Raw genomic sequence first — 25,203 nt, forward strand, 5'->3', positions numbered from 1 at the left:
TTTCAGAACGGCTCGGTGAACCGGTAAGCTGTGCCAGCGGAGGCGCCGCTTCGCTGCCGTCAGACATCGAGGGGCATCGTACCTATGCGAGACGCGTTCCGTTCCGCGATCCTCCTTGGCTTCGCGGCCCTGTCCGGCTGCGCGAAGCTGCCACACGGGAAGGGGGAACAGCCACCTGCACCGGTGACTGTAGCCACCGCCGGAAAGAAAACGGTTCCGATCCGGGTCCGCACCATCGGAACGGTCAAAGTGGTTTCTACCGTCGCCATTCGGGCACGCGTCGGCGGGCCGCTGACGGGCGTGTTCTTCAAGGAGGGCGATTCCGTGAAGGAGAACCAGAAGCTCTTCACGATCGACCCGGCGCCGTATGAGGCCGCGGTGCGCCAGGCGGAAACGAACATGGCGAAGAGTACGGCACTCCTCAATGGCGCGGAACTGGACCTCGCACGTGCGGAGAAGAGCAGGAAGAGCGGGGTGGGGTCGGACGTCGATTACGACTCGGCCCTCACGGCCGCCTCGAGTGCGCGGGCCGCCGTTGAAGCGGACCGGGCCGCGATCAATACGGCCAAACTGCAAGCGTCCTTCACCACCATCACCTCGCCGCTCGACGGTCGGGTCGGCGAACTCCTCGTCAACCGCGGCAACTTAGTGGACGCGAACGGGGTGAGCCCGCTGGTGGTCATTAACCAGATCAGCCCGATCTACGTCGCGTTCACGCTCCCCGAACAGCAACTGCCGGTCGTGACGGAGGCCCGTAAGAAGGGGCCGCTACGGGTCGAGGCGGACCTGCGGAGCGGCGGCGCCCTTGCGGTCGGGGAGTTGGCGTTCATCGACAACACCACGGACCCCCTGACCGGAACGATCCAGTTCAAGGCCGCGTTCGAGAACGCGGACCAGAAGCTCTGGCCGGGGCTGTTCGTGGACGTGGTGCTGACCCTTGGGGACCGGGCCGACAGCGTCGTCGTCCCGAGCGCGGCACTCCAGTCCGGGCAGAAGGGATTGTACGTTTACGTCGTGACCCCGGACAACAAGGCCGAGATGAAGCCCGTCGTCGTGGCGTTCGAGGTCGGCGGCGAGGCGGTGATCGCCTCGGGCTTGAGCGGCGGGGAGGCGGTCGTCGTGGAGGGCCAGTTGCGACTGGCCCCCGGCGCGCGAGTGGATCCGAAACCCGCCCCGGGGCTCGCGGGCGCGGCTCCCGCGGTTCCCGCTCTGGTTATTGAGGGGGCCAAGTGAACATCTCGGCCCCGTTCATTCTCCGCCCGGTGATGACGACCCTACTCACGATCGGGATCGTCCTGGCCGGGGTACTCGGGTACTCCTCGCTCGCGGTCGACGCCCTCCCGCGCGTCGATTTCCCCACCATCCAGGTGACCGCCGGGCTGCCCGGGGCCAGTCCCGAGACGATGGCGTCGTCGGTCGCCACGCCCCTGGAGAAGCAGTTCACCGCGATCCCGGGGCTGGAGAAGGTCAGTTCCACCAGCGCCCTGGGCACCACCTCGATTACCCTCGAGTTCTCGCTGAACCGTGACATCGACGACGCGGCGCTGGACGTCCAGTCGGCGATCTCCAAGGCGTCCCGGTCGCTCCCGACCGACATGCCGTCCCCGCCGTCGTTCCGGAAAGTGAACCCGGCCGACTCGTCGATCCTGGTGCTCGCACTGCGGTCGGACGCGCTCCCGCTGTACGAGCTGAACGAGTACGCCGACACGGTCCTGGCCCAGCGACTCTCGATGGTGCAGGGGGTGGCCCAGGTGGTCGTGTTCGGCGAGCAGAAGCGCGCGGTGCGGGTGCAGGTCGACCCGGACGTGCTGGCCGCCCGGCGGATCGGCATCGACGAGGTGTCGCTGGCGATCAAGGACGCGAACGTGAGCCTGCCGACCGGGACGTTCCAGGGGGACCGGCGCGCGTTCAACATCCAGTCGAGCGGGCAGCTGATGAGCGCCCGCGAGTACCGCCCGGTGATCGTCGCCTACCGGGGCGGCAAGCCGGTCCGGCTGGGCGAACTCGGCGCGGTGGCCGACGGGATCGAGAACGACAAGTTGGCCGCGTGGTTCACCGAGCGCGCCGCGGACGGCGCCCCGGGCGAGATGCCCCGTGCGGTCGTGCTCGGGGTCCAGCGCCAACCGGGCGCCAACACGGTCGAGGTGGCCGACGCCGTCAAGGCGCTGCTCCCGACCCTTCAGGCCCAGCTCCCGCCGTCGGTCCGGCTCGCGGTCCAGTCCGACCGTGCGACCCCGATCAAGGAGTCGATCGAGGACGTTCAGATCACCCTGATCGTGGCGTTCGTGCTGGTCGTGCTGGTGATTTTCCTGTTCCTGCGGAGCGTGCGCGCGACCGTGATCCCGAGTCTGGCGCTGCCGGTGTCCGTCGTCGCCACGTTCGCTGTGATGTACCTGTTCGGGTACACGCTCAACAACCTGTCGCTCCTGGCCCTGACGCTCGCGGTCGGGTTCGTCGTGGACGACGCGATCGTGATGCTGGAGAACATCGTCCGCCACCTGGACACGGGCAAGTCGCCGCTCCGGGCGTCGCTGGACGGGGCGCGCGAGGTCGGGTTCACGATCGTTTCGATGACCGTTTCGCTGGTCGCGGTGTTCATCCCGGCACTGTTCCTTCAGGGGGTGGTGGGCCGGTTGCTGCGGGAGTTCGCGGTCACCATTTCGGTGGCGATCGTCATCTCGGGGCTGGTGTCGGTCACCCTCACCCCGATGCTGTGTGCGCTGTTCCTCCGCGGCGGCCACGGGGCACCGGGGCGCGCGCGGCCGGGGCTCGTGTACCGGGCCACGGAACGGGTGTTCGACGCGGCGCTCGCGGGGTACGCTCGGACCCTGAAACTGGCCCTGCGGTTCCGGCTCGGGATGCTGGTGTTCTCGTTCGCGTTCGTCGCGGGCACCGCGTACTACCTCGTCGTGCTGCCGAAAGGGTTCCTCCCCAGCGAGGACACCGTCGACATCTCCGTGACGACCGAGGGACCGGAGGACGTGTCGTTCGAGGGGATGGTCGACGCCCAGCAGCGGGTGGCCGAAGTGCTGCGGCAGGACGAGAACGTAGAGGCCCTCAGCAGCACGGTGGGCGCGAGCGGCGGGAGCGGGGCGGGTAACGCCGGGCGCATGTTCGTTCGGCTCACGCCGCGCGCGACGCGCGACCTGTCGGCCGATCAGGTGATCGCGCGGCTCCGGAAGAAGACCGCGTCCGTGCCGGGCATTAAGGTCTACTTCCAGAACCCGCCGCCGATCCGGATCGGCGGCCGGGTGGCCAAGAGCGCGTACCAGCTCACGGTCCAGGGACCGGACACGGCGGAACTGTTCGCTGCGGTGCCCCGATTGGAAGAGCGGCTGAAGGCGATGCCGGAGCTGGCGGAGGTGTCCAGTGACCTCCTCATCCGAAGCCCCCAGGTCAACGTGCGGATCGACCGCGATAAGGCGACGAGCCTGGGCGTGAGTGCCCGACAGATCGAGGACGCACTGGCCAACGCCTACGGGTCGCGCCAGGTGTCGACCATCTTCGCGCCGACCAACGAGTACCGGGTGGTCCTGGAAGCGAGCCCGGAGTTCCAGCGCGACCCGGCGCTGCTGTCGCGGCTGTACGTCCGGTCCGCCGGCGGGAGCCTGGTCCCGATCGACTCGGTCGTCACGATGGGCCGTGGGGTCGGCCCGCTCACGGTCACTCACGCCGGTCAACTGCCGGCGGTGACGATCTCGTTCGACCTCGCTCCCGGTGTGTCGCTCGGGGACGGGCTGGCGAAGGTCGAGCAAGCGGCGCGCGAGGAGCTCCCGCCGACGCTCACCACCGGCTTCCAAGGGGCGGCCCAGGAGTTCCAGAAGTCCGCGCGCGGGCTCGGGCTGCTCCTCGTAGCGGCCGTGGTCGTCATCTACCTGGTGATGGGGATGCTGTACGAGAGCTTCGTTCACCCAGTCACGATCCTGTCCGGGCTACCGTCGGCCGGGGTCGGGGCGCTGCTGACGCTGGCCGTCTTCAAGAGCGAACTGAACCTGTACTCGATGGTCGGGTTGATTATGCTCATCGGGATCGTGAAGAAGAACGCGATCATGATGATCGATTTCGCGCTCGACGCGGAACGGGCGCAGAGCAAGTCGGCCGAGGAGGCGATCTACGAGGCGTCGCTGGTACGGTTCCGTCCGATCATGATGACGACCATGTGCGCCCTTCTGGGGGCGCTGCCGATCGCGCTGGGGTTGGGCGCGGGTGCGGAGTCCCGTAAGCCCCTCGGTCTCGCGATCGTCGGCGGCTTGCTGGTGTCCCAAGCGCTGACGCTGTACTTTACCCCGGTCTACTACATCTATCTCGACAAACTGCGGTTCGGTCGCCAGTGGTCGGCGGGTGACGCCTCCGCGGATTCCGCTCCGTGACTTGCACTTTAAATTCACTGCTCCGGAAGGAGCGGCACGCCAATTTGTAGAAGCGGTTCGGGGTGCGAGACGAACCCGGTGTTAACTCGCGTGTTGCTCTCTCGGCGAGACTCCGAGACTTTTGGGGCGAGAAAATCGGGGCGCGGGCGAGTGGAAGGACGCCCCCAGGTCATCCGCGGGGGTGTTCCGCATAGCACCGGCTCGGTCAACAGCAGACGAAATCAACCGTAATCTGCGCGCGACAAGGGCTTAGTGACTGTCCCATATGTGCGAAAAAGCCTGAGAAATCGTGGGTGACAACTCGAAAATACGGCGATTTCGAGGCATATGGGACAGTCACTGAGAAGGGAAAGCGCGATTAGCGTCGAAAAGGGAAACACCGTAGCACAGCCCCGCGAGCGACCCGTTGGTCGGCGGGGGTGGAGGATGCTCACGGTGGACGACTACGCACAAATCCGAGAAGCCCGGCGCGACGGACTCACCATCCGCGAACTCGCCGTGCGGTTCGGCCGCTCGCCCAAGACCGTCCTCAAGGCGCTGGCCGACCCTCAACCCCGACCGTACACCCGGACCGCGGTGCGGTCCGCGCCGGTGTTCGACCCGTTCCGCGCGATCGTCGATGACATCCTCGTAGCCGACCGGACCGCGCCGCCCAAGCAGCGCCACACGGCCACCCAGATCTTCCGGCGCTCGTCGCCGAGCACGGGTACACGGGCAGCTACCACCCGATCCAGCGCCACCTGAAGCAGCACCGCCTCGACCGCCGGGAGACGTTCATCCCGCTCGCGCACCCGCCGGGCCGTCGCGCCGAGGCCGACTTCGGGCACATCCACGCGGACTTCCCCGACGGGCGCCGGCTGGTACCCGTGCTGGTGGTCACCTGGAGCTACTCGAACTGCCCGTTCGCGCTGGCGCTGCCGACCGAGCGCACCGAGGCCGTACTTCAGGGGCTGGTCGAGGCATTCGCGTTCTTCGGGTGCGTGCCCCGCGAGCTGTGGTGGGACAACCCCAGAACGGTCGCGCCCGCATCCACAAGGGCCGGGAGCGCACCCCGCACCCGCAGTACGCGGCGCTCGCGAGCCACTACACGTTCGCGCCCCGGTTCTGCATGCCCGCGACCCCGACCGAGAAGCCGCGCGTCGAGAAGCGGGGTGCAAGACCTCGAGCGCCAGTGGGCCACACCGGTGCCGCGCGTCGGTGCCCTCGGTGAGCTGAACGCGCACCTGCTGCGGCAATGCCTCGCGGCGCGGGAGCGCACGTGCGGTGACAACACGTCGTCCGTGGCCACACGGTTCGAGCACGATCGCGCGGCCGCGCTCGCGGCTCCGGCCCGGGCGTTCGATCCGTGCGTGATCCAGCCCGGTCAGGCGGACAAGTACCAGACGGTGCCGTTCGACCGCAACCGCTACAGCGTGCCGCGCGGTGGGCGTTCCGCACGGTGAGCGTGAAGGTACGTGGACCGCGTCGAGGTCGTCGGTGACGGCCACGGTCGCCGCGCGCGCGCTGTTACCGGACCGGGCAGAAGGTCCTCGACCCGCTTCACTTCCTCGGAACCCTGGAGAAGAAGCCGGCCGCGTTGGACCCACGCGCCGGTGTACCGCGACTGGCAACTGCCCGCCGCGTTCGCCGCGTTGCGCGCGCGCTGGTCGCTCGGTTGGGGTCGTGCATCGGTAACCGGCACTACATCCGCGTGCTCCAACTGCTCGCCAACCACACGGTCGATCACATGGAGGGCGTCCTCGCCGGGTGCCTGTCGCGCGGCGAGCTCGACGCCGCAACCATCACGGGCGCGGCGCGCGGGGACGCTCGACGCGCCGTCCATCAGTGACCGCGCGTCGTCACTGGCTCTCGCCACTGTGACCGTGCGCCCCACCGACCTCGCCCAGTTTGATCGCCTGTTGTCCCGTTCCTCGTGTGAAGGAGATGCCGATGTCCGTCGAGACGACCCCGCTGTTGCTCAAGGCCAACTTGAGGCAACTGAAGCTGCCGACGATGCTCGGCGAGTGGGAGAAGCTGGCCCGTGAGGCCGCCACCCAGAACGAATCCTACGAGGGCTACCTGTTGCGCTGACCGAGGCCGAGGTGACCACGCGATCCGCGAACGCGCTTGCGTCGCGGATCCGCGCGGCCGGGTTCCCGGTGGTCAAGGACCTGGACACGTTCGACTTCACCGCGGTCCCGTCGCTGTCAAGCACAAGGTGCTGGAACTGGCGCGCGGGGCGTGGGTCGAGGAGCACGCCAACTGTTGCCTGATCGGGAACGCGGGCACGGGGAAAACGCACCTGGCGACCGCGCTGGGGCTGGCGATGTGTCGGCTCGGCCGCGCGTGAAGTTCGTAACGGCTGCGGGCCTGGTGACCCAGTTGGAGGCGGCCCAACAGCAGCACCGGCTGGACCGGGTGCTGGGCCACCTGGACCGCGTGGACCTGCTCATCATCGACGAGTTGGGGTACCTGTCGTTCAGTCGGTGGTGCCGAGCTCCTGTTCCAGGTATTCGCGGACCGGTACGAGCGGCGCAGCGTGCTGGTGACGAGCAACTTGGCGTTCAGCGAGTGGGGCACCGTGTTCCAGGGCGATCGGATGACGGCGGCTCTGCTGGACCGGCTCACCCATCGGTGCGACATCTTCGAGATGAACGGCGAGAGCTACCGGTTCCGCGAGTCCATGACCGCCAAAAAGCCGAACGACCCCAAGAAGGGTAAGTGACCCGCTCGAACACGGACTTGGTGTTTCCCTTTTCAAAGCTCAACACGTTTCCCCTTTCAAAGCTAATCACCATGGGGTCGTGATCCAATTCACCGGGGGTTCAGTGACTGTCCCATATGCCTCGAAATCGCCGTATTTTCGAGTTGTCACCCACGATTTCTCAGGCTTTTTCGCACATATGGGACAGTCACTCAGTCCCAGATGGACGTGTCCGGGCTCGCCATCGACCAGCTCGAACTGCTCGGGAACGATAACCGAGTGGAAATCGCCTCCAATACCGTGCTTCGGCTCAACGGCGGGGTGCTGACCGAGAACGTGATCAGTAGCGGCACGGGGAACATGCTGGTCAACCAGGACCTGTCGATCGACTCCACGAGTCAGCTCGACCTGACGGGCAAGCGCCCCGGTGCTCCGGGTGGACGGCGGCGCGCCGAGCTGACGGTCCGGGCGTACATCACGGGCACCGTCGGGCTCACGAAGACCGGCGGCGGGCCTGGACCTCCATAATAAGGTCATCTCGTACAGCTTCTCCGGGCCGGTCCAGCTCCTCGACGGGACCACGTACCTGGGGCGCAGAACTCGAACTCGATCGGCGGGTACGTGTACGGCACCACCGTGCGCGACAGCCTGACCGTCGGCGCCCGGCGCCCGTGTGGTGGTCCAGGGGATGAACCAGTTCGGAGAAGGCCCCGGTGTGCCCGCGTACAACGGGCGCACGCTGCGGCAGGGGACCGCTACCGTGGCGCTGGGTGCGGGGCCACACTCGAGCTGGGTACCCAGCTCGTCGCCGTCAAGTCCCTGGCCGGGGACGCGGGGAGCGTCGTGGTGCTGGGGGCGTGTCCGACTTCTACGTCGGGGCCCGTATGATCCGGCAACGGACACCGAGTTCGCCGGGTCGCTCACCGGGACCGGGCAGGTGCTCTACGCGAACCTGGGCACCTGGACGCTCTCCGGTGTGAGCACGTTCGATGGGTCCGTTTACGTCAACGCGGGCGCGCTCCGGGCCGGCGCCGCCGGGGCCTTATCGCCCAACGCACAAGTGTTCCTGTTCGATACGACCCTGGACCTGAACGACTTCGACCAGACCGTGCGGGGCGTGGCCGACGAGCGCGCCCCGGGCCCCTCACGAGCACCGCGCAGGTGCGCCTCGGTGCGGCACGGCTGACCATTAACTCGATCCTCCCCGAGGCCTCCATCAGCGGGGTGATTAGCGGGACCGGCGGGCTGACGCTGTCCGGCCCCGGGCGCCTGGGCCTGGTCGGTGCGAACACGTACACCGGGGAGACGGTGGTGCGGGACGGGGCGGTACTGAACGTCAACGGGACCACGTTCACCGACATCGTCCTCGACAACTCGATCTTCCAGGGGCGCGGCTCGGCAGGGAACATCGGGTCCAACGGGGACGGTGAGCTCAGTCCCGGCAACAGTCCCGGGCGGCTGAGCATCGGGACACTGACCATGGGGCCGACCGACACGCTGACGATCGAGCTCTCGGGAACGGTCCCGGGCACCGAGTACGATCAGGTCGCGACCCGCGGGGCGGTGACACTCGCGGGGTGCGGCTGAACCTGCGGGTCGGATTCGCGCCCGCGCCCGCGCCCGGTTCACCATCGTGCAGAACGGCTCCGGGGCTCCGGTTTCTGGGGCGTTCGCCGGATTGCCCGAGGGGCCGTGTTTACGGTCGACGGGGTCACGCTCCAGATCACCTACCGGGGTGGTTCAGGCCGCGACGTGGTGCTCACGGTTCCGGGTGGCGCGGCCCCGGCACCCCAGGCGCCGCGCCGAATTCCCGAGTGCTGGTGCCTTCCCGGGCGGTTCGGGTACGGCCCGTGTGTTCGATCCGGAGACCGGCGCGGTCGGTCCGCGAGTTCGCACCGTTCGCGGGTTATTCGGGCGCGTGGCCCTGGTTACGGCCGACGTCACCGGGGACGGGATCGCGGACACGGTGGCGGCGACCGCCGGGGCGGGCGGGCACGTGAAAGTGTTCGACGGGGCGACTGGTGCCAAGTTGATGAGCTTCCGGCCGTTCGCGGGGTTCTCCGGCGGTCTGAGTGTGGCCGCCGCGGACCTCGACGGGGACGGGCGCGCGGACCTGGTGGTCGGGGCCGGTGCGGGCGCATCGGGCGGGCACGTGAAGGTGTTCAGCGGGGCCGACGGGTCGCTGCTCCGGGCTGCACTGGCATTCGAGGGATTCAGCGGCGGCGTCCGCGTGGGGACCGGGGACGTGAACGGTGACGGGCGCGCGGACCTGATTGTGGGGGCCGCGACCGGGAGCAGCCACGTCAAGGTGCTCGACGGGCTCGACGGGGCGGTGCTCCAGAGTTTCTTCACGTTCGAGGGGTTCGGGGCGGCGTGTTCGTGGGCGGTGCGGATCTCGACGGGGACGGGGCGCGGAGCTGATTGTAGGAGCAGGTGCGGGCGCGGCGGGCGGGCACGTCAAGGTGTTTGATGGGGCCGGCGGGTCGGTGCCCGGAGCTTCTTCGCGTTCGACCGCGGGTTTGTGGGTGGTGTCCAGGTCGGGGGCGTGGATCTCGACGGGGACGGGCAGAGCGACATCGTGGCCGTTTCGGTGTCGGAGCCGGCCCACGTCGAGGTGTTCCGGGCCACCGATTTGGCCCTCGTTCGGAGCACCCGGCCGTTCGGATGACGAGCGGTGGTAATCGGCGCGTAATCCAGGTCCACTTCGGCATCGAATTCAGGTCCACCGTAGCACAGCCCCTGCGATCGGCATTTCGGCCGGCCGCAGGGGGAAGGATGCGTGCGGTGGACGACTTCGCAGAGATCCGGCGGTTGCACCGCAACGGCCTCAAGCGCCCGGAAGATCGCCCGTCAACTGGGCCTCGGGCGTGACACGGTTCGCCACGCGGCTGGCGAACCCCGCCGGTGCCCTACACGCTCGCCCAGCCGCGCCCGGCTCCGACCTTCGGGGCGTTCCGAGCCATCGTTGATGACATCTTGGTCGCCGATCGGACCGCGCCACCCAAGCAGCGGCACACCGCCAGTCAGATCTTCCGACGACTCGTCGCCGAGAACAACTACGCGGGCGGCTATGACCAGGTGCGGCGCTACCTGAAGCAGCACCGCCTCGATCGTCGCGAGACGTTCATCCCGCTCGAGCACCCGCCCGGTCATCGCGCCGAGGCCGACTTCGGGCACATCCACGTGGACTTCCCCGACGGGCGCCGGCTGATGCCCGTGCTGGTCGTCACCTGGAGCTACTCCAACTGCCCGTTCGCCATTGCGCTCCCGACCGAGCGCACCGAAGCCGTTCTGCACGGACTCGTCGAGGCGTTCGCGTTCTTCGGGTGCGTGCCCCGCGAGCTGTGGTGGGACAACCCCAGGACCGTCGCGGTCCGCATCCACAAGGGCCGGGAGCGCACCCCGCACCCGCGGTACGCGCGCTCGCGAGCCACTACACGTTCGCGCCCCGGTTCTGCATGCCCGCGACCCCGACCGAGAAGCCGCGCGTCGAGAAGCGGGTGCAGGATCTCGAACGGCAGTGGGCGACGCCCGTGCCAAGCGTCGCCGACCTCGGTGAGTTGAACGCACATCTGCTGCGCCAGTACCTCGCGCGCGGGACCATGCGTGCGGTGACAACGCGCTGTCCGTGTCCGCGCGTTTCGAGCGCGACCGTGCGGCCGCGTTGCCCGTTCCGACGCACCGGTTCGATGCGTGCATCCTCCAACCGGGCCAGGTGGACAAGTACCAGACGGTCCGGTTCGACCGCAACAGTTACAGCGTGCCGCGCCGGTGGGCGTTCCGCGTGGTGACCGCGAAGGGGTACGTGGACCGAGTTGAGGTCGTCGGTGACGGGGCCACGGTCGCCACTCACGCCCGGAGTTACGGGAGCGGCCAGAAGGTTCTCGACCCGCTCCACTTCCTCGGAACCCTGGAGAAGAAGCCCGCGGCGCTCGATCACGCGCCGGTGTATCGCGACTGGCAACTGCCGCCCGTGTTCACCGAACTGCGCGCGGCCCTCGTCGCGCGGCTCGGATCGTGCGTCGGGACGCGGCACCACATCCGCGTGCTGCAGTTGCTCGCGAGCCACCCGGTGGAGCGCCTCGCGTCCGTCGTCACGGGGTGCTTGGCGCGGGGCGAACTCGATGCCACGACCATCACCGCGGCGGCCCGACCGTTCCGCTGCGACATCGCACCGTCGTCGAGTGACAACGCGATGTCGCTCGGCCTCGCGGCCGTGACCGTGCAGCCCGCCGACCTCGCCCAGTTCGATCGCCTGCTGACCCGTTCCCCGTCCCAAGGAGATGCCGATGCCCGCCGAGACGACCCCGCTGTTGCTCAAGGCCAACCTGAAGCACCTGAAGTTGCCGACGATGCTCAGCGAGTGGGAGAAGCTGGCCCGTGAGGCCGACGCGAAGAACGAATCCTACGAGGGCTACCTGTTGCGCTGACCGAGGCCGAGGTGACCACGCGATCCGCGAACGCGCTGGCCTCACGCATCCGCGCCGCCGGGTTCCCGGTGATCAAGGATCTGGACACGTTCGACTTCAGCACGCTCCCGTCGGTGCCCAAGCAGAAGGTGCTGGAACTCGCGCGCGGGGCGTGGGTCGAGGAGCACGCCAACTGCTGCCTGATCGGCAACGCGGGAACGGGCAAGACGCACCTCGCGACGGCACTCGGGCTCGCGATGTGTCGGCTCGGCCGGCGCGTGAAGTTCGTGACGGCCGCGGCACTCGTGACGCAGTTGGAAGAGGCCCAACAGAACCACCGGCTGGACCGGGTGCTGACGCAATTGGACCGCATCGATCTGCTGATCATCGACGAGCTGGGGTACCTGTCGTTCAGTCGGGGTGGTGCCGAGCTCCTGTTCCAGGTATTCGCGGACCGGTACGAGCGCGCAGCGTGCTGGTGACGAGCAACTTGGCGTTCAGCGAGTGGGGCACCGTGTTCCAGGGGACCGGATGACGGCGGCTCTGCTGGACCGGCTCACCCATCGGTGCGACATCTTCGAGATGAACGGCGAGAGCTACCGGTTCCGCGAGTCCATGACCGCCAAGCAACAGAACGACCCCAAGAAGGGGAAATGACCTGACCCCTCACCTCGGCCGGTGGACCGGGATTCGGCGCCGATGGTGGACCTAGATTGAATGCCGATTACCAAGCGGAGCGGCCGCGGTGACGAGCCCGTCGAGCACCGGCCTCGCGCGGTTTTTCTTGGCGCCCAGCACCGGGATTTTTCGTGCGCGTTTGCAGAATTCGGTTCGGGGTGCGAGACGAACCCGGTGTTAACCCGTGTGTTGGTCTCTCGGCGAGACTCCGAGACTTTTCCGAAGAGAAATTCGGGGTCCGAGACGAACCCTAGCGTTTCGGCTCGGACCCCGAGATGTCTCCCTCGAACCCGAGACTTCGGTCGCGATTGGAATGTGGGCCAAAGTGCCTGAAAACGTGCAGAAAACAACGGTAGCCGGGAGGACTCACCCCCGGCTGTGCGCATTAACTCCTGTGTGCGTTTATTCCGCAACTGCGGACTCAGCTCCCCGAGCACAACACTCCTCGAACTCCCAACACTCTCCACGCGCGAGACTTTTCGACGCCGCACATTGATGAAACACTGGAAATCGTAGAGTTTCGTGGGAAGTAGCCGCGGACCTGCGTTGCTAAGCTGTCGTGAGTTCGGATCTCGTTCGATGTCCGAGTTGGGCGATCCTCAAACCTCTCGCGCTCTTACCAGCGTTAACCGGCGGGTCCGATTGACGTGCCAGAAAAACTGACACTCGTTCCGGTTAACAGGCGCGAGACTTCGAGAGCGCGGCACAACCGGGCGAACGATATCCGTTGGCGAGCTGCAAATTCCCAATCGATGACATGCCGGGAGCTTAGAGGACTTCTCGAGCACTACCGTCGGCCGCCTGACGCCTGTCTCGACGAACGCAACTCAAGAACCTACCGCGCGCACCGCGAATGGTGAACCGCGACGGCGCGTATCGCAGGACGGATTCGGTGTCATCCAGCGCGTGATGAGGTGATCCGCACCCGTTTTTGGGCTTCGACCCGCTTTGCAGACCTCCATCAACTCCTTCTGGAGCTACCATTTGCCCGCGGACGAGGCTTTTACACACGAAGGCCGCAAAAATGTCATTGAACGCGAAATCTCGGCCCCACCCCCCCTTCGCTCATTTCGCGGCTCCGTCCGGGCCTAGTTTCGGCCAGAGAGCCGGTGGCTCGTTCTTGTGAACGGACCGCCAAGCGAGCGCCCAGTCGGGCAACTCGCCCCACACCGCCATGTTGCTCCGACTGATCTCACGTGTGAGCGAATCCAGCTCGGCCCGAGCGGCCTCGCCCGCGCCTACTTGTTGGAGCACTAGTGCCAGGTACGCTCGGCGCCGGACGTCGAGCGGCGCACCCGGACTTGTTACCGTCCGAGGGATCTTCAGCGCGTCGCGCGCGCCTGCGAAGTCGTTGTGCGCGTACAACACGATCCCGCGCACTTCGGGGCGCGCGTTCGCGGGCAGCACTTGGAGCGCACGGTCGGAGTCACGGACCTTCGGGTCCGGGCAGGTTGCCAGCAAGAGCCCCAACCGCTCCCCCGAGTCGAATTGGGGCGAAACGTCCTCATATGCCCTCATCGCGCGCACGAAGTACTTGTGTGCCACGTCAGGACGGGACGCCCACTGGCGCCGGCCGCATTGCTCCAACCGCGACCCCAAATGGACCCTCACGAACAAACTGTCCGGGACGTCGTGCGCGAGTTCATCGAGCGCCGCGAGGCTCGACGCGGCCAGTTCATCGGCCTCGCGGGTACGCCCCTGATAGTCGAGCGCCGCCGTCGCTTGGAACGTACTCGTGATGGTGACAAAAATCTGTACCCAATCGGGCTTGCGAACGCTTTTACGACCCTGTTCCACACAGCCCAACCCGAACCGGGCGCGCGTCACGAACCCGTCCACGGAGCGGTTCTGTAGGAATTGTAGGTCGGCTTGTTCTCCCAGGATGTGATACGCGTAGGTCCACCGGAACGGGTTCTCGGGAGCGACATCGCACAGTCGCCGACCCTCGGCGACCGCGCTCGCGAGTAGCCCCTTGGCTTCCGAGAAATCCCCGCGATCGATCAGAATCCGAGCGAGCTTCGCGCGGTAGTTCGCTAGGGCCTCGGCGCACGCGTCGTTACCCGGCCTTGCACCTTCCACCGCTTGAATGGCGCGGATCGCCTCCCGAATATACGCCTCCGCTTCCTGGACCCGACCCGCTTTTTGGAGGGTTCCAGAGTATTGCGCACACCCTTGGGAGTAATCGAACGCGAACCGGGGGCGGTCCGGGTGCTCGGCGGCGAGCCGCGCGAGTGCGTCCAAGCTTTTCCGGCACGCCCGGAGCGCGGCGCTGCTCTCATCGAGCATGAACAAACTATCGGCCAGCTTCAGCAGGGTGAACCCGGCTTTGTGTTCTTCGTCCGGGTTCCCGGTCCGATCCGCGAGCACGTCCTCGGCGTGGGCTACCGCCGCGACAAAATCAGCCCGCTCTTCCGCCGTGACCGATTCGGGGCCGCGGAACAGGCGCTTGGCCGTTTCGGAATACAGGACCAGAGACTTGCGCGCCTCGGCCCGGGACCGGAGGGCCGATTCGGCACTCGCCCGGGCGATCCGGCTCTGCTCCTCGGCATGTTCGGCGCTCGCTCGAGCGGTCCGGCTCTGCTCTTCGGCGTGGAGCCAGAGCCCTGATAAGGCGGCGATGCTACTCACCAGAACCAGGGCGAGTGCGGCCGATGCTTTCGCCGCCGCCGGGTTGATCCGCGCCCAGCGCGCGGCGCGGCGCGCGGCCCCCGGTACCCGTGCGAGCACCCGGTCTCCGCTCAAGAACCGCTCCAGATCGTCCGCGAGGGCCGCCGCGCTCGGGTACCGGTGGTGCGGGTTCCACTCCAGGCACTTCAGGCACACGGCCTCGAGTGCCCGGGGCACGTCGGGGCGGAGCCGGCGGGGCCACACCAGATCGAACGACCGGACCTGGAGCAGGGTCTCGTATGGGGTCTCACCCCGAAACGGGGGGCGCCCGGTGAGCAACTCGTACAGGATCGCGCCGAGCGAGTACACGTCGGTCGCCGGTCCGGCCCGCTTCGAGGCTCCGAGAGCGTGCTCCGGGGCCATGTATGACGGAGTACCGAGGACCGCTTGTGTCGGGGTGGGGAACTCCGATGGGGTGGCGCTCTTGGCCATGCCGAAGTCCGCAACCTTCGGTGCCCCGCCGTCGGCCAGCAAGATATTACCCGGCTTGAGATCGCGGTGAACGATCCCGGCGAGGTGCGCGGTGTGCAGCGCCCGGGCCACGCACTGGACTAGTTGGGCCGCGGCCCGCGGGTCGACGGGCGCGCCGCTCAGCTTGGCGGCGAGCGACCCTTCCGGGGCGTACTCCATGATGTAATAGGGCACCGAGTGAGATCCGCCGACGCCCAGGATCTCCACGATGTTCGGGTGCTGCAGCTTCGAGGCCGCCTCAATCTCGGCGAGGAACCACGCGCGCTCGGACCGGCTCGCGAGTGCGCCGCTCCGGAGCACCTTAATAGCGACCAGGCGGTCCACGGCCAGATCGTAGGCGCGGTACACGACCCCGGCCCCACCGCGCCCGATCTCCCGGAGCTCAGAGTACCCGCTGATCCGGGGCGTCGACGGGGCGTTCTCGCCGGAGTGTTTCGAGCCGGTCGCGACCAGTAATGTGGAAGTCAACTCGGTGGGGACCGCGGTTAACCGCTCCGCAACCGCACGGCACCGCGGACACAAATCCAGGTGCGCTGCCAAGGCGTCACAGCGCGGGGCGCTAAGTTCGCCCCTTAAAAGGGCTGTGAGTTCGAGCTCGGTCGGGTGCGTCATCGTGCATCAATCCGGTGTAGAAGCTCCGACCGCATCTCGGAGCCGGGTAAGCACCCGGCTCTTACTCATGTAAATAGCCGATGCCTTCTTGCCCAAGCGTTCAGCTGCTTCCTCTCCCGGCAATCCTTCAACGGTTGTCAGCCAGAACGCAGCCCACGCCTCCGTACCCACCTCGTAGCGTATCCGCTCAACGACCCTCCACACGTTCTGGAGCCGCTCCCGGATTAGATCGTCAAGCTCACTGGGCAGGCTGGCCAGAGGTTCGGGTATATCGCCGCCGAAACCGACCCACTCGGGTCGACGCCCGAGCACGCGCCAGCGCGAGCGGAGGGCGTTGTCGACCGCTTGGCTCAGGTATCCCCGGAACCGCCGTGCCGGGTCGTAATGAAAACCGTCAAGAGCCTTCAACAGTTGCATGAATACCTGTTGCCGCACATCGTCCGTGTCCGATGGCTGTAAGCCCGCTTTACGGCACCGCTCGTTAATAAGGGGGGTGTACTGCGCCACAAACACTTGCCAGGCCGCTGTTGAGGCAGGGCCGACAAGGGATCGCATGAGCGCCGGGTCGGTGGACGCGTCTGAGATGTTCATGGGCGAATACGCGAGTAGGTGGCTAAATCTAACCGAAACGTCAGTATCCCAAGAGTCTCAAAAAAAGCTACTGAAAAATGTCCGACGCCAGAAAATTCCTTCGAGGGCTATTTTCGGTTAGATGCCCGCGTAATTCCTGTTGTCGAAGCTGAGCTTGAAAATACGAGGCTCTTCGTGGCGATCCTCGGCAGTCCATTCTGCCAGAGGATGATTTGTTTCGCGAAGCACCTCAGTATCAGGTAACTATAAAATCAAATTATCTGTAGAATTTTTATGTTTAACATTTCACGAAGTCGCTTGCGGTCGTTAATTTCTCGCGCCAATTCCGTGCGCGCGGGGTCGCGCAAGTTCCTCCGGGTCGAGCCCCTCGAACAACGGGATGTGCCGGCGACTTTTCTGGTGACGACAACACTCGATACGGGAATCGGCTCCCTCCGTCAGGCAATTTTGGATGCGAATAATACACCCGGTGCGGACCTTATCACGTTCGATGTCGGGGGAGGGGGGGGGCAGGTGATCGCCCCGCTGAGCGCGCTCCCGGCGATTTCGGACGCCGTTCTCCTGGACGGGTGGTCACAACCCGGCTTCGCCAGCGCGCCTTTGATCGAAATACGTGGGGGCAACGCGGGCCTCAATGTCTCGGGGTTGACTATTACGGGGGCCAATAGCACGGTCCGCGGGATTGTCATCAACCAGTTCTCCGGGGCCGGGGTCGTCATTAGTGGGGCCGGCGCGACCAATAACGTGCTCTCCGGAAACTACATCGGTACCAATGCTCTCGGAACGACGGCTGCTTCCAATGGGGGCGATGGGGTGCTAGTCAGCGGTGGAGCGACCGCTACTCGAATCGGCACGAACGGGGACGGTACTAATGATTTGGCCGAGCGCAATGTCATCTCCGGGAACGTCGGCCGTGGGGTACAAGTAGTTGATGATGGGACGGACCGAACCGTCGTGGCCGGGAACTACATCGGCACCAACGCGCTGGGCCAATCGGCCGTTCCAAACGCGCTTGAAGGTGTCGTCATTCACTTCGGGCCGGACGATACCCGGATCGGGACCAATGGGGACGGCGTTGGGGATCAATCTGAGCGTAATGTCATTAGTGGCAACGCGATCCAGGGACTTACTATAGCGCGAGTCGGAACGGATCGAACCGTCGTGGCCGGGAACTACATCGGCACCAACGCGTTGGGCCAATCGGCCGTTCCGAATGGTGCAAACGGTGTATGGTTATTCGGCGGTGCAGTCGGGACACGAATCGGGACCGATGGTAACGGGATTGGAGATACGGACGAGCGCAATGTCATTTCTGGCAACTCACATACAGGTATTTGGTTACCGGATTTCGTTGGCCTCTCGTCGACCAGTGGGACGGTAATCGCCGGGAACTACATCGGGACCAATGCCTCCGGAACTGCAGCTCTGGGGAACAGTGGGGTCGCTGGGATTCTGGTGGATGCCGGGCCGGACGGCACGCGGATCGGTACGAACGGGGACGGGGTCGGGGACACCGCGGAGCGCAACCTCATCTCCGGGAACCTGGGCCACGGGGTCTGGATCAACGGAACCGGTACAACTGGCACGATAGTGGCCGGGAACTACGTCGGGACCAATGCCTCCGGAACTGCCGCCATCGGGAACGGATTGGTCGGAGTGGCAGTGTATCTCGGGGCCAAGAACACGCGGATCGGTACGAACGGGGACGGGGTCGAGGACGCCGCGGAACGTAACCTCATCTCGGGAAACGCGCGCGAGGGGGTCTACGTTGGTGACGTGGGCACCGACGGCACGGTAGTGGCGGGGAACTACATCGGGACCAACGCGACCGGCACCGCAGCCCTCGGAAACGGACTCGCCGGTGTGCGGGTCACCTACGGTGCCGCGGGCACGCGGATCGGTACGAACGGGGACGGGGTCGGGGACACTGCCGAGCGCAACCTCATCTCCGGGAACGGGTGGGAGGGCGTGGCGGTAACTGATTCGGCCACCGACGGCACGGTAGTGGCGGGAAACTACATCGGGACCAATGCCGCCGGCACCGCGGCCGTTGCCAATACCTTTGCCGGAGTGGCAGTGTATCTCGGGGCCAAGAACACGCGGATCGGTACGAACGGGGACGGCGTTGGGGATACCGCGGAACGCAACCTCATCTCTGGGAACGCGCGTCAAGGGGTCTATGTTGGTGACGTGGGCACCGATGGCACGGTAGTGGCGGGGAATTACATCGGGACCGACGCCACCGGCACCGCGGCCCTCGGAAACCAGGATTGGGGAGTGTGGGTCGCGGGTGCTTCAAGGACACGGATCGGGCTGCCAAGCATAAGTGGCGGGAATCTCATCTCTGGGAATCGCGGTGGGGTGGCGATTGGCGCGGGGACGGGCACCTCGGTTCAAGCGAATCTCATCGGGTTGAACGCGAGCGGCACCGGGGTCGTGGGGAACGTGCTCCAAGGGGTGTTCGTCTACGACGGGTCCACGGGTACCCTTATCGGTGGTGCGACTGCAGCGGCCCGGAACGTGGTGTCCGGCAACGCGGACAACGGCGTATGGATTATCGGTGCCGGTGTCACCGGGACCAAGGTGCAGGGGAACTACATTGGGACCAACGCGACCGGCACCGCGGCCCTCGGGAACGGGCACCGGGGCATCGACGTCGTAGCCCCGCAGACCGTCGTTGGAGCGGACGGGGACGGGATCGGGGATGCGACCGAGGGCAACGTCATTTCCGGGAACGCGCAGTACGGTGTGTGGGTGGTCGGAGCGAGCGCCGCCGGGGCCGTGGTGGCGGGGAACTACATCGGGACCAACGCTGCCGGCACCGCGGCCCTCGGGAACGGACTCGCCGGTGTGCTTGTTAGTGACGGGGCGACCAACGCGCGGATCGGTACGAACGGGGACGGGGTCGGGGACGCGGCGGAGCGCAACGTCATCTCCGGGAACGGGGCGGCCGGGGTACAGGTCACCGGAACGAGTAGGACCGTGATCGCGGGGAACTACATCGGGACCAACGCCGCCGGAGATGCCGCTGTCGCGAACGTCGGAGATGCCGGGGTTCTAATTAACGGGGCATCGAGCGACACGCGGATCGGAACGAACGGGGACGGGGTCGGGGATACGGCGGAGCGCAACCTCATCTCCGGGAACTCGCAAGAGGGTATCCAGATCGAAGCGGCTGGGACGGACCGCACGATCGTGGCCGGGAACTACATCGGAACGAACGCGGCCGGAACTGCGGCCGTCGCGAACAGGCTCGGCGGGGTTTGGATTCGGGGTGGGGCCAAGAACACGCGGATCGGAACGAACGGGGACGGGGTCGGGGACGGCGCGGAGCGCAACCTCATCTCCGGGAACATTTCTGTGGGCATCCAGATCGACAGCGCCGGAACGACCAACACTGTGGTCGCGGGGAACTACATCGGAACCAATGCCTCCGGAACTGCTGCCGTCGCGAACACGACTTACGGCGTATACGTTCTGAGCGGGGCGACGAATACGCGGATCGGTACGAACGGGGACGGGGTCGGGGACGGCGCGGAGCGCAACCTCATCTCCGGGAACTCTATTTATGGCATTTACGTCCCCAATACGACGGGGGTCGTCGTCGCAGGGAATTACATCGGAACCAACGTCTCCGGGGACACCGCAGTCGCCAACACCTTCGGCGGAGTCTCGATCGGGGGCACCGGGAACACCGTGGGGGGAGTGGGGAGCGGGGCCGGCAACCTGATTTCCGGGAACGGCTCGGGGGGGATTTATCTCAGCGGTACGGGCCACTCGGTTCAGGGCAATTTTGTCGGAACGAATGCTACGGGTTCCGGTGCCCTTGCCAATACCGGGAACGGCATCAACGTGACGGGGACCGGGCAACTGATCGGGGGCTCGTCCGCCGCTGCCCGAAACCTGATCTCGGGCAACTCGGGTGCCGGGGTCGCGGTGAGCGGGGCCGGATCGAGTAACAACGTGATCGCGGGGAACTACATCGGGACCAACGCGGCCGGCACCGCCGCGCTGTCCAACACCGGAAACGCCGGCGTGCTCGTAACGGACGGAGCGGTGGATACGCGGATCGGTACGAACGGGGACGGGATCGGGGACGTGGCGGAGCGGAATCTGATCTCCGGGAACACTCAAGAAGGTATTCAAGTTCAGGGGAGCGGTACCCTTCGCACGGTGATCGCGGGGAACTACATCGGCACCAGTTCCACTGGGACCAGCGCTATTGCAAACGGTGTAGTGACGAGTGGGCTCGGGTACTCTGGCATCCTGATTACGAACGGGGCATCGAACACTCGGGTCGGAACGGACGGGAACGGGTCCGGTGACGCGGCGGAGCGGAACCTGATCTCCGGGAACTATTTCGCAGGCGTCGAGATCACCGGGGCCGCAACCGCTGATACCGTTATTGCCGGAAACTTCATCGGAACCACTTTCGACGGGGGGGCTGCTCTCGGGAACCGGTTCGAGGGTATTCGGGTGACGGCCGGGCCGGACCGGACCCGAATCGGGACGGACGGGAACGGGTCCGGTGACGCGGCAGAGCGGAACGTGATCGCGGGCTCGACCAGTGCCGGCGGTATCCTCATCGACAACTTGGGCACCGACTCGACCCGGGTCGCCGGAAACTACATCGGGGTGAACACCGCCGGGACCGCCATCCTCCGTAACAACGGCAACGGCGTCCTGGTTCGCGATCGAGCCGCTGGCACCCTGATCGGCACCGATCTTAACGGCGTGAGTGACGATTTGGAACGGAACGTCATCTCCGGGAACGCCCTCGGGGTCCAGGTTTCTAACGGGGCCAGCGGTACCACGATCCGTGGTAATTACATGGGCACGAACGCCGCCGGCACCGCGGCCCTGCCGAACGACGACGACGCCGTGTTCATGAACGGGGCGGCGGGTGTTACGATCGGCGGATCCTCCCCGGCGGCCCGTAACCTTGCCTCCGGAAACAACGGCGACGGGTTCGAGTATTTCAACTCGACCGGAGTCGTGATCGAGGGGAACTACATTGGAACTGATGTGACCGGTACCGCTAAGATCGGGAACCGGTTCTATGGGATCCGTGTACCAGAGTCGTCGGACGGGGTGATCCGGGGGAACGTGATCTCGGGCAACGGTACTCTCGGGATCGAACTCTTCGGGTCGAACACCCGGAACACCCTCGTGGTCGGAAACTACATCGGGACGAACGCGGCCGGAACCGCGGCACTTGCAAACGGCGGGCACGGAGTCTGGATCCGAAACGGCGCCGCCAATAACACCATCGGTGGCGCCGGCACGGGAAATCTGATCGCCGGGAACACCGGTGACAGTATCCACATTCAGGACACGGATTCGAGCGGAAACGTTATTCTCGGTAACTCGATCGGTACCAACGCTGCGGGTACCGCGGTCCTGGCCAACGGTGGGACCGGGGTATACATCGGTGGGGGCGCGGCCAACAATACGGTAGGCGGGGTCGGGGCCGGCAACCTGATCGGCGGTCACAGTTACGCGGGTGTGTTCATTCAGGATCCGGGGGCCAACGGTAACCGAGTCCTGGGCAACGCGATCGGAACTGATTGGACCGGAACGGCTTTGTTCAGCAACTCGTTCGGGGTGATATTAAACACAACGGGGAACCAGATCGGTGGCACCGAACCGGGTGAGGGAAACATCATTTCCCGAAACGGGGTCGGGGTGCTCGTCTACGGTGGGTCGAAGAACTCGATCCGCGGCAATTCGATTTTCGCCAACTATAGCCTGGGCATTGATTTGTACCCCGGAGCGTTCGGGGTCACTCCGAACGACTCCCAAGACACCGACACCGGCCCGAATGGGCTTCAGAATTTCCCCATCTTGAGCGCTCAAGTGGGTGCCACAACTCGGGTGTTCGGAACCCTCAACAGCGCACCGAACACCACGTTCGTACTCGACTTCTACGCCAGCAGCGCCGCCGACCCTTCCGGGTACGGTGAGGGGCAGCGGTTCCTCGGGAGCGCAACAGTAACCACCGATTCCGAGGGGAACGGGAGCTTCGATCTCACCCTCTCGGTTCCGACCGGGGCCGACGAACTCGTTACCGCTACCGCTACGGACCCGAACGGGAACACGTCTGAGTTTTCGGCGGTCGCGAACCGCCCGCCGTCGGTCAGTATCGGGGGGCCGTATTCCGTCACCGAAGGGCAGTCACTGGCACTAAACGCAACGGCGACCGACCCAGATGGGAACGCCCTGAGTTTTCAATGGGACGTGGACGGGGACGGGGACTTTGACGAGAACGTGACCGGGGCGAGCCCGACGCTCACTTACGCGCAACTCATCGGGCTCGGGTTGGGCGACGGACCCCTATCCCGCAACGTTACCGTCCGCGTGAGCGACGGAACGACGACGACCTCGGCAACAACGGCCCTGACGGTGACCAACGTCGCACCGCGGGTCGCAACGATCAGTGGCGCGCAGTCCATCAGCGAGGGGCAGTCGGTGACCGTGTCCGGCACGTTTAGTGATCCGGCCCTCGGCGTCCAAACTGAAACCTTCACTGGAACGGCCCTGTGGAGCGATGGTACCTCCACTGCATTGGTCATTTCGGGCGACACGTTCACCACCAGTCGATCGTTTGCCGATGATGTGCCCGGAGGGCTGACGGTCACGGTTACGATCTCCGATGACGACGGCGGCAGCGGGTTCGCTGTCTCGGGTACGGTCTCTGTCGCGAACCGGGCCCCGGACGCAGTGAGTGACACGGCCCGCGTGGACGAAGACCAAGTGGCCGGCGTGATAATTGATGTGCTCTCGAACGATAGCGACCCGGCCGGCGCTCTCGATCCACGAACCGTGATCGCCGTGAGTAATCCGGCGCACGGCACGGCGACGTTGAACCCGAACGGCACGATCAGCTACGCACCAAACCCCAACTACAGTGGGACCGACTCGTTCACTTACACCATCAGTGACGGCGATGGCGGGTTCGACACGGCGACCGTCACCGTCACCGTGAACCCGGTCAACGACAGCCCGACCGTCACCGGCGGTACGTATACCGTTGCTGAGAACCAACCCCTCGGCACACTGGTCGGTTCGGTCTTCGGGGCCGACGTCGATGCCGGTGACGCTCTGATTTACGCGATCACGGGCGGGAACGAAACGGGCGCCTTTGCGATCGACTCTAACGGGCGAATCACCGTCGCGAAGCCGGGGGCACTGGACTTCGAGGTCAATCCGACCTTCCACCTGACCGTGACTGTAACTGATGCCGCGGACGCGACGGCTTCCGCGCTCGTGGTCATCAACCTCTCGAATGTGAACACAGTAACCAAGTTCGATGTGCAGAACGGGGCGTCCCAGCGTTCCTATGTCCGCTATGTGAGCGCCACGATCGAGAGCGCCGTCGAGGCGACTGTTCTATTGGCCCCCGGCCGGGTGAGATTGGTCAAGCGCGATCTTAGTGGGTCCGGTACCGGCACCCTCGTATCTCCCAGCGCCTACACCCTCTCCGTCAGCGGATCGGTCCTGACGCTCGATTTCGGGCTCCAGGGTTTGGGCGGGAACCGTAACTCGAACGCTGGCGACGGCTACTACACGTTGGAACTGGACCTGAGCGGCGACGGAACGTTCGGGACCGCCCGCTCTTTCTACCGCCTGTTCGGGGACGCCAACGGGGACCGGAAAGTGGACGCGGCCGATAGCGCGTTCGTCCTGGCCGCTTACGGACAACTCGGACCGAACCTGGAGGGCGACGTGAATGGGGACGGGGCCGTTAATGCCCTGGACCGCACCTATGTTCTTCGAGCTAACGGAGCGGCGCTCGGAGCGGGCCTCAGGCTCGATGACTGATGTCGGCCCGCGTGGGGCGGGACCAGCGCCCCCTCCCGCCCCACGCCCGGAACCGGAATTATCACGACGCAGATTCATTTCCCCATTGAGGAACTTCCGTGCGCAGCGCACATATCGCAGCTTTGCTCGTTTGCTTGTTTTCGGCGTCTCAGACCCACGCCGCGTTTACCGTTTCGATCTCCAGTGGTACGGCCGCAACCGGTTCCGCCACGCAACTCGAAGTGACCGTCACCAGCGACACCCCCGGGGGCGAACTGTTGGACTTGTTCGGACTCGAACTCCGAATCAATCGGGTGAGTGGGATGGGCGCGCTCCGGTTCGCCGATCCTCAATCATCCGCAGAATTGTCTCGCTCCGACTACGTATTCGGTTCGGACCACGCCAACCCCGCGCCCCCTCCCCCGCTCGGTAACGTGCTAATTACCACGAACACGAGCACTAACGACACGTACATCGGGGGCGACGGGACGCTGAGCGGAACCGGTGCGACTGTCGGCCCGGTCCCTCGACTCCTCGCGGTCCTCGACCTCGATACGAGTTACGCGGTCGCGGGCGACAAGTACCAGATCTCCGTCATCGGGAGCGCGTTCACGTTCTTCTTCGACCCCGCTCTGAATTCCGTCGATTCGTCCGCCGGGACGGGAACCTTGGATATCGGTAGCACCGGGGTCACACCGACACCCGCCCCCCCGGGTCTGGTACTCGCTCTGACTGGCGCAATCTGTTTGAGTGCGCCCGGGCTGTTCCGTCGGCACTGTCGGTTCTTGAAAAGCAATTCGCGTTGACTCTGAGAGTGACTGTCCCATAAGTGCGAAAAAGCCTGGAATATCGCGGAGTGATAACGCGAAAACACGGCGATTTTGAGGCACATGGGACAGTCACTAAGTGCTCGCACGCGCTC

18 protein-coding genes and 1 pseudogene are annotated in these 25,203 nt (G+C 65.7%); 17 read left to right on the forward strand and 2 right to left on the reverse strand.

Annotated features, from left to right (window positions below; translation table 11 throughout):
- Positions 1-84 precede the first annotated feature (84 nt).
- The 15 genes and pseudogenes from J8F10_RS05700 to J8F10_RS40260 all read left to right on the forward strand — a co-directional run bounded on the left by J8F10_RS05700 (position 85) and on the right by J8F10_RS40260 (position 12,119).
- The gene (locus tag J8F10_RS05700; RefSeq protein ID WP_210652889.1) at positions 85-1,233 is read left to right on the forward strand and encodes an efflux RND transporter periplasmic adaptor subunit; all 1,149 of its coding nucleotides are present in this window, start codon (positions 85-87) and stop codon (positions 1,231-1,233) included.
- On the forward strand, positions 1,230-4,370 hold the full coding sequence (locus tag J8F10_RS05705; RefSeq protein ID WP_210652890.1) for an efflux RND transporter permease subunit: 3,141 nt from the start codon (positions 1,230-1,232) through the stop codon (positions 4,368-4,370). Before J8F10_RS05700 ends, J8F10_RS05705 begins: the two co-directional genes overlap by 4 nt.
- A 426-nt stretch (positions 4,371-4,796) precedes the next feature.
- Entirely contained in the window at positions 4,797-5,114 is a 318-nt protein-coding gene (locus tag J8F10_RS05710; protein ID WP_210652891.1) for a helix-turn-helix domain-containing protein, read from the forward strand.
- Between the two features lie 122 nt (positions 5,115-5,236).
- The gene (locus tag J8F10_RS05715; RefSeq protein WP_210652892.1) at positions 5,237-5,812 is read left to right on the forward strand and encodes a hypothetical protein; all 576 of its coding nucleotides are present in this window, start codon (positions 5,237-5,239) and stop codon (positions 5,810-5,812) included.
- Between the two features lie 134 nt (positions 5,813-5,946).
- Complete coding sequence (locus J8F10_RS05720; RefSeq protein ID WP_210652893.1) at positions 5,947-6,198, forward strand: hypothetical protein; 252 nt, start codon at positions 5,947-5,949, stop codon at positions 6,196-6,198.
- Between the two features lie 95 nt (positions 6,199-6,293).
- Positions 6,294-7,074 (forward strand): annotated as a pseudogene (istB, locus tag J8F10_RS41090) (IS21-like element helper ATPase IstB).
- A gap of 201 nt (positions 7,075-7,275) precedes the next feature.
- Positions 7,276-7,581 carry a hypothetical protein gene (locus tag J8F10_RS05730; protein ID WP_210652894.1) on the forward strand — a complete coding sequence of 102 codons (306 nt, stop codon included), beginning with the start codon at positions 7,276-7,278 and terminating at the stop codon, positions 7,579-7,581.
- A gap of 160 nt (positions 7,582-7,741) precedes the next feature.
- The gene (locus J8F10_RS05735; RefSeq protein WP_210652895.1) at positions 7,742-8,239 is read left to right on the forward strand and encodes a hypothetical protein; all 498 of its coding nucleotides are present in this window, start codon (positions 7,742-7,744) and stop codon (positions 8,237-8,239) included.
- Positions 8,215-8,640: a hypothetical protein gene (locus J8F10_RS05740; protein WP_210652896.1), complete on the forward strand. Its 426-nt coding sequence runs from the start codon at positions 8,215-8,217 to the stop codon at positions 8,638-8,640. Before J8F10_RS05735 ends, J8F10_RS05740 begins: the two co-directional genes overlap by 25 nt.
- A 265-nt stretch (positions 8,641-8,905) precedes the next feature.
- Positions 8,906-9,523, forward strand: coding sequence for an FG-GAP repeat domain-containing protein (locus J8F10_RS05745; RefSeq protein WP_210652897.1), 618 nt, complete (start codon positions 8,906-8,908; stop codon positions 9,521-9,523).
- A gap of 51 nt (positions 9,524-9,574) precedes the next feature.
- Positions 9,575-9,721 (forward strand): hypothetical protein, encoded by a 147-nt coding sequence (locus tag J8F10_RS05750; protein WP_210652898.1) that lies wholly within the window; start codon positions 9,575-9,577, stop codon positions 9,719-9,721.
- A 236-nt stretch (positions 9,722-9,957) separates the two neighbouring features.
- Complete coding sequence (locus J8F10_RS05755; protein ID WP_210652899.1) at positions 9,958-10,617, forward strand: DDE-type integrase/transposase/recombinase; 660 nt, start codon at positions 9,958-9,960, stop codon at positions 10,615-10,617.
- 64 nt (positions 10,618-10,681) lie between these two features.
- Positions 10,682-11,437, forward strand: coding sequence for a Mu transposase domain-containing protein (locus J8F10_RS05760; protein WP_210652900.1), 756 nt, complete (start codon positions 10,682-10,684; stop codon positions 11,435-11,437).
- Positions 11,438-11,494: 57 nt separating this feature from the next.
- Positions 11,495-11,944, forward strand: a complete 450-nt coding sequence (locus tag J8F10_RS40255; RefSeq protein ID WP_315854078.1) for an ATP-binding protein — start codon at positions 11,495-11,497, stop codon at positions 11,942-11,944.
- 49 nt (positions 11,945-11,993) lie between these two features.
- On the forward strand, positions 11,994-12,119 hold the full coding sequence (locus J8F10_RS40260) for an ATP-binding protein (protein WP_315854079.1): 126 nt from the start codon (positions 11,994-11,996) through the stop codon (positions 12,117-12,119).
- Positions 12,120-13,205: 1,086 nt separating this feature from the next.
- On the opposite strand, the gene J8F10_RS05770 is transcribed toward J8F10_RS40260, so the two are convergent.
- Together J8F10_RS05770 and J8F10_RS05775 are read right to left on the reverse strand one after the other, a co-directional pair.
- The gene (locus tag J8F10_RS05770; protein WP_210652901.1) at positions 13,206-15,890 is read right to left on the reverse strand and encodes a serine/threonine-protein kinase; all 2,685 of its coding nucleotides are present in this window, start codon (positions 15,888-15,890) and stop codon (positions 13,206-13,208) included.
- A 6-nt stretch (positions 15,891-15,896) separates the two neighbouring features.
- Positions 15,897-16,481, reverse strand: a complete 585-nt coding sequence (locus tag J8F10_RS05775) for an RNA polymerase sigma factor (protein ID WP_210652902.1) — start codon at positions 16,479-16,481, stop codon at positions 15,897-15,899.
- 399 nt (positions 16,482-16,880) lie between these two features.
- On the opposite strand from J8F10_RS05775, the gene J8F10_RS40265 reads away from it, so the two are divergent.
- Both J8F10_RS40265 and J8F10_RS05785 read left to right on the forward strand, forming a co-directional pair.
- Positions 16,881-24,302: an Ig-like domain-containing protein gene (locus tag J8F10_RS40265; protein WP_210652903.1), complete on the forward strand. Its 7,422-nt coding sequence runs from the start codon at positions 16,881-16,883 to the stop codon at positions 24,300-24,302.
- Between the two features lie 98 nt (positions 24,303-24,400).
- Positions 24,401-25,087, forward strand: a complete 687-nt coding sequence (locus tag J8F10_RS05785) for a hypothetical protein (protein ID WP_210652904.1) — start codon at positions 24,401-24,403, stop codon at positions 25,085-25,087.
- Positions 25,088-25,203 lie beyond the last annotated feature (116 nt).

This window comes from Gemmata palustris, from assembly GCF_017939745.1.
Taxonomy (GTDB): domain Bacteria; phylum Planctomycetota; class Planctomycetia; order Gemmatales; family Gemmataceae; genus Gemmata; species Gemmata palustris.

What these genes read in the sequence shown, in the direction of transcription:
- J8F10_RS05700 (WP_210652889.1), top strand. Translation starts at nt 85, where the DNA reads ATGCGAGACGCGTTCCGTTCCGCGATCCTCCTTGGCTTCGCGGCCCTG.
- J8F10_RS05710 (WP_210652891.1), top strand. Translation starts at nt 4,797, where the DNA reads ATGCTCACGGTGGACGACTACGCACAAATCCGAGAAGCCCGGCGCGAC.
- J8F10_RS05730 (WP_210652894.1), top strand. Translation starts at nt 7,276, where the DNA reads ATGGACGTGTCCGGGCTCGCCATCGACCAGCTCGAACTGCTCGGGAAC.
- J8F10_RS05735 (WP_210652895.1), top strand. Translation starts at nt 7,742, where the DNA reads ATGAACCAGTTCGGAGAAGGCCCCGGTGTGCCCGCGTACAACGGGCGC.
- J8F10_RS40260 (WP_315854079.1), top strand. Translation starts at nt 11,994, where the DNA reads ATGACGGCGGCTCTGCTGGACCGGCTCACCCATCGGTGCGACATCTTC.
- J8F10_RS05770 (WP_210652901.1), bottom strand. Translation starts at nt 15,890, where the DNA reads ATGACGCACCCGACCGAGCTCGAACTCACAGCCCTTTTAAGGGGCGAA.
- J8F10_RS05775 (WP_210652902.1), bottom strand. Translation starts at nt 16,481, where the DNA reads ATGAACATCTCAGACGCGTCCACCGACCCGGCGCTCATGCGATCCCTT.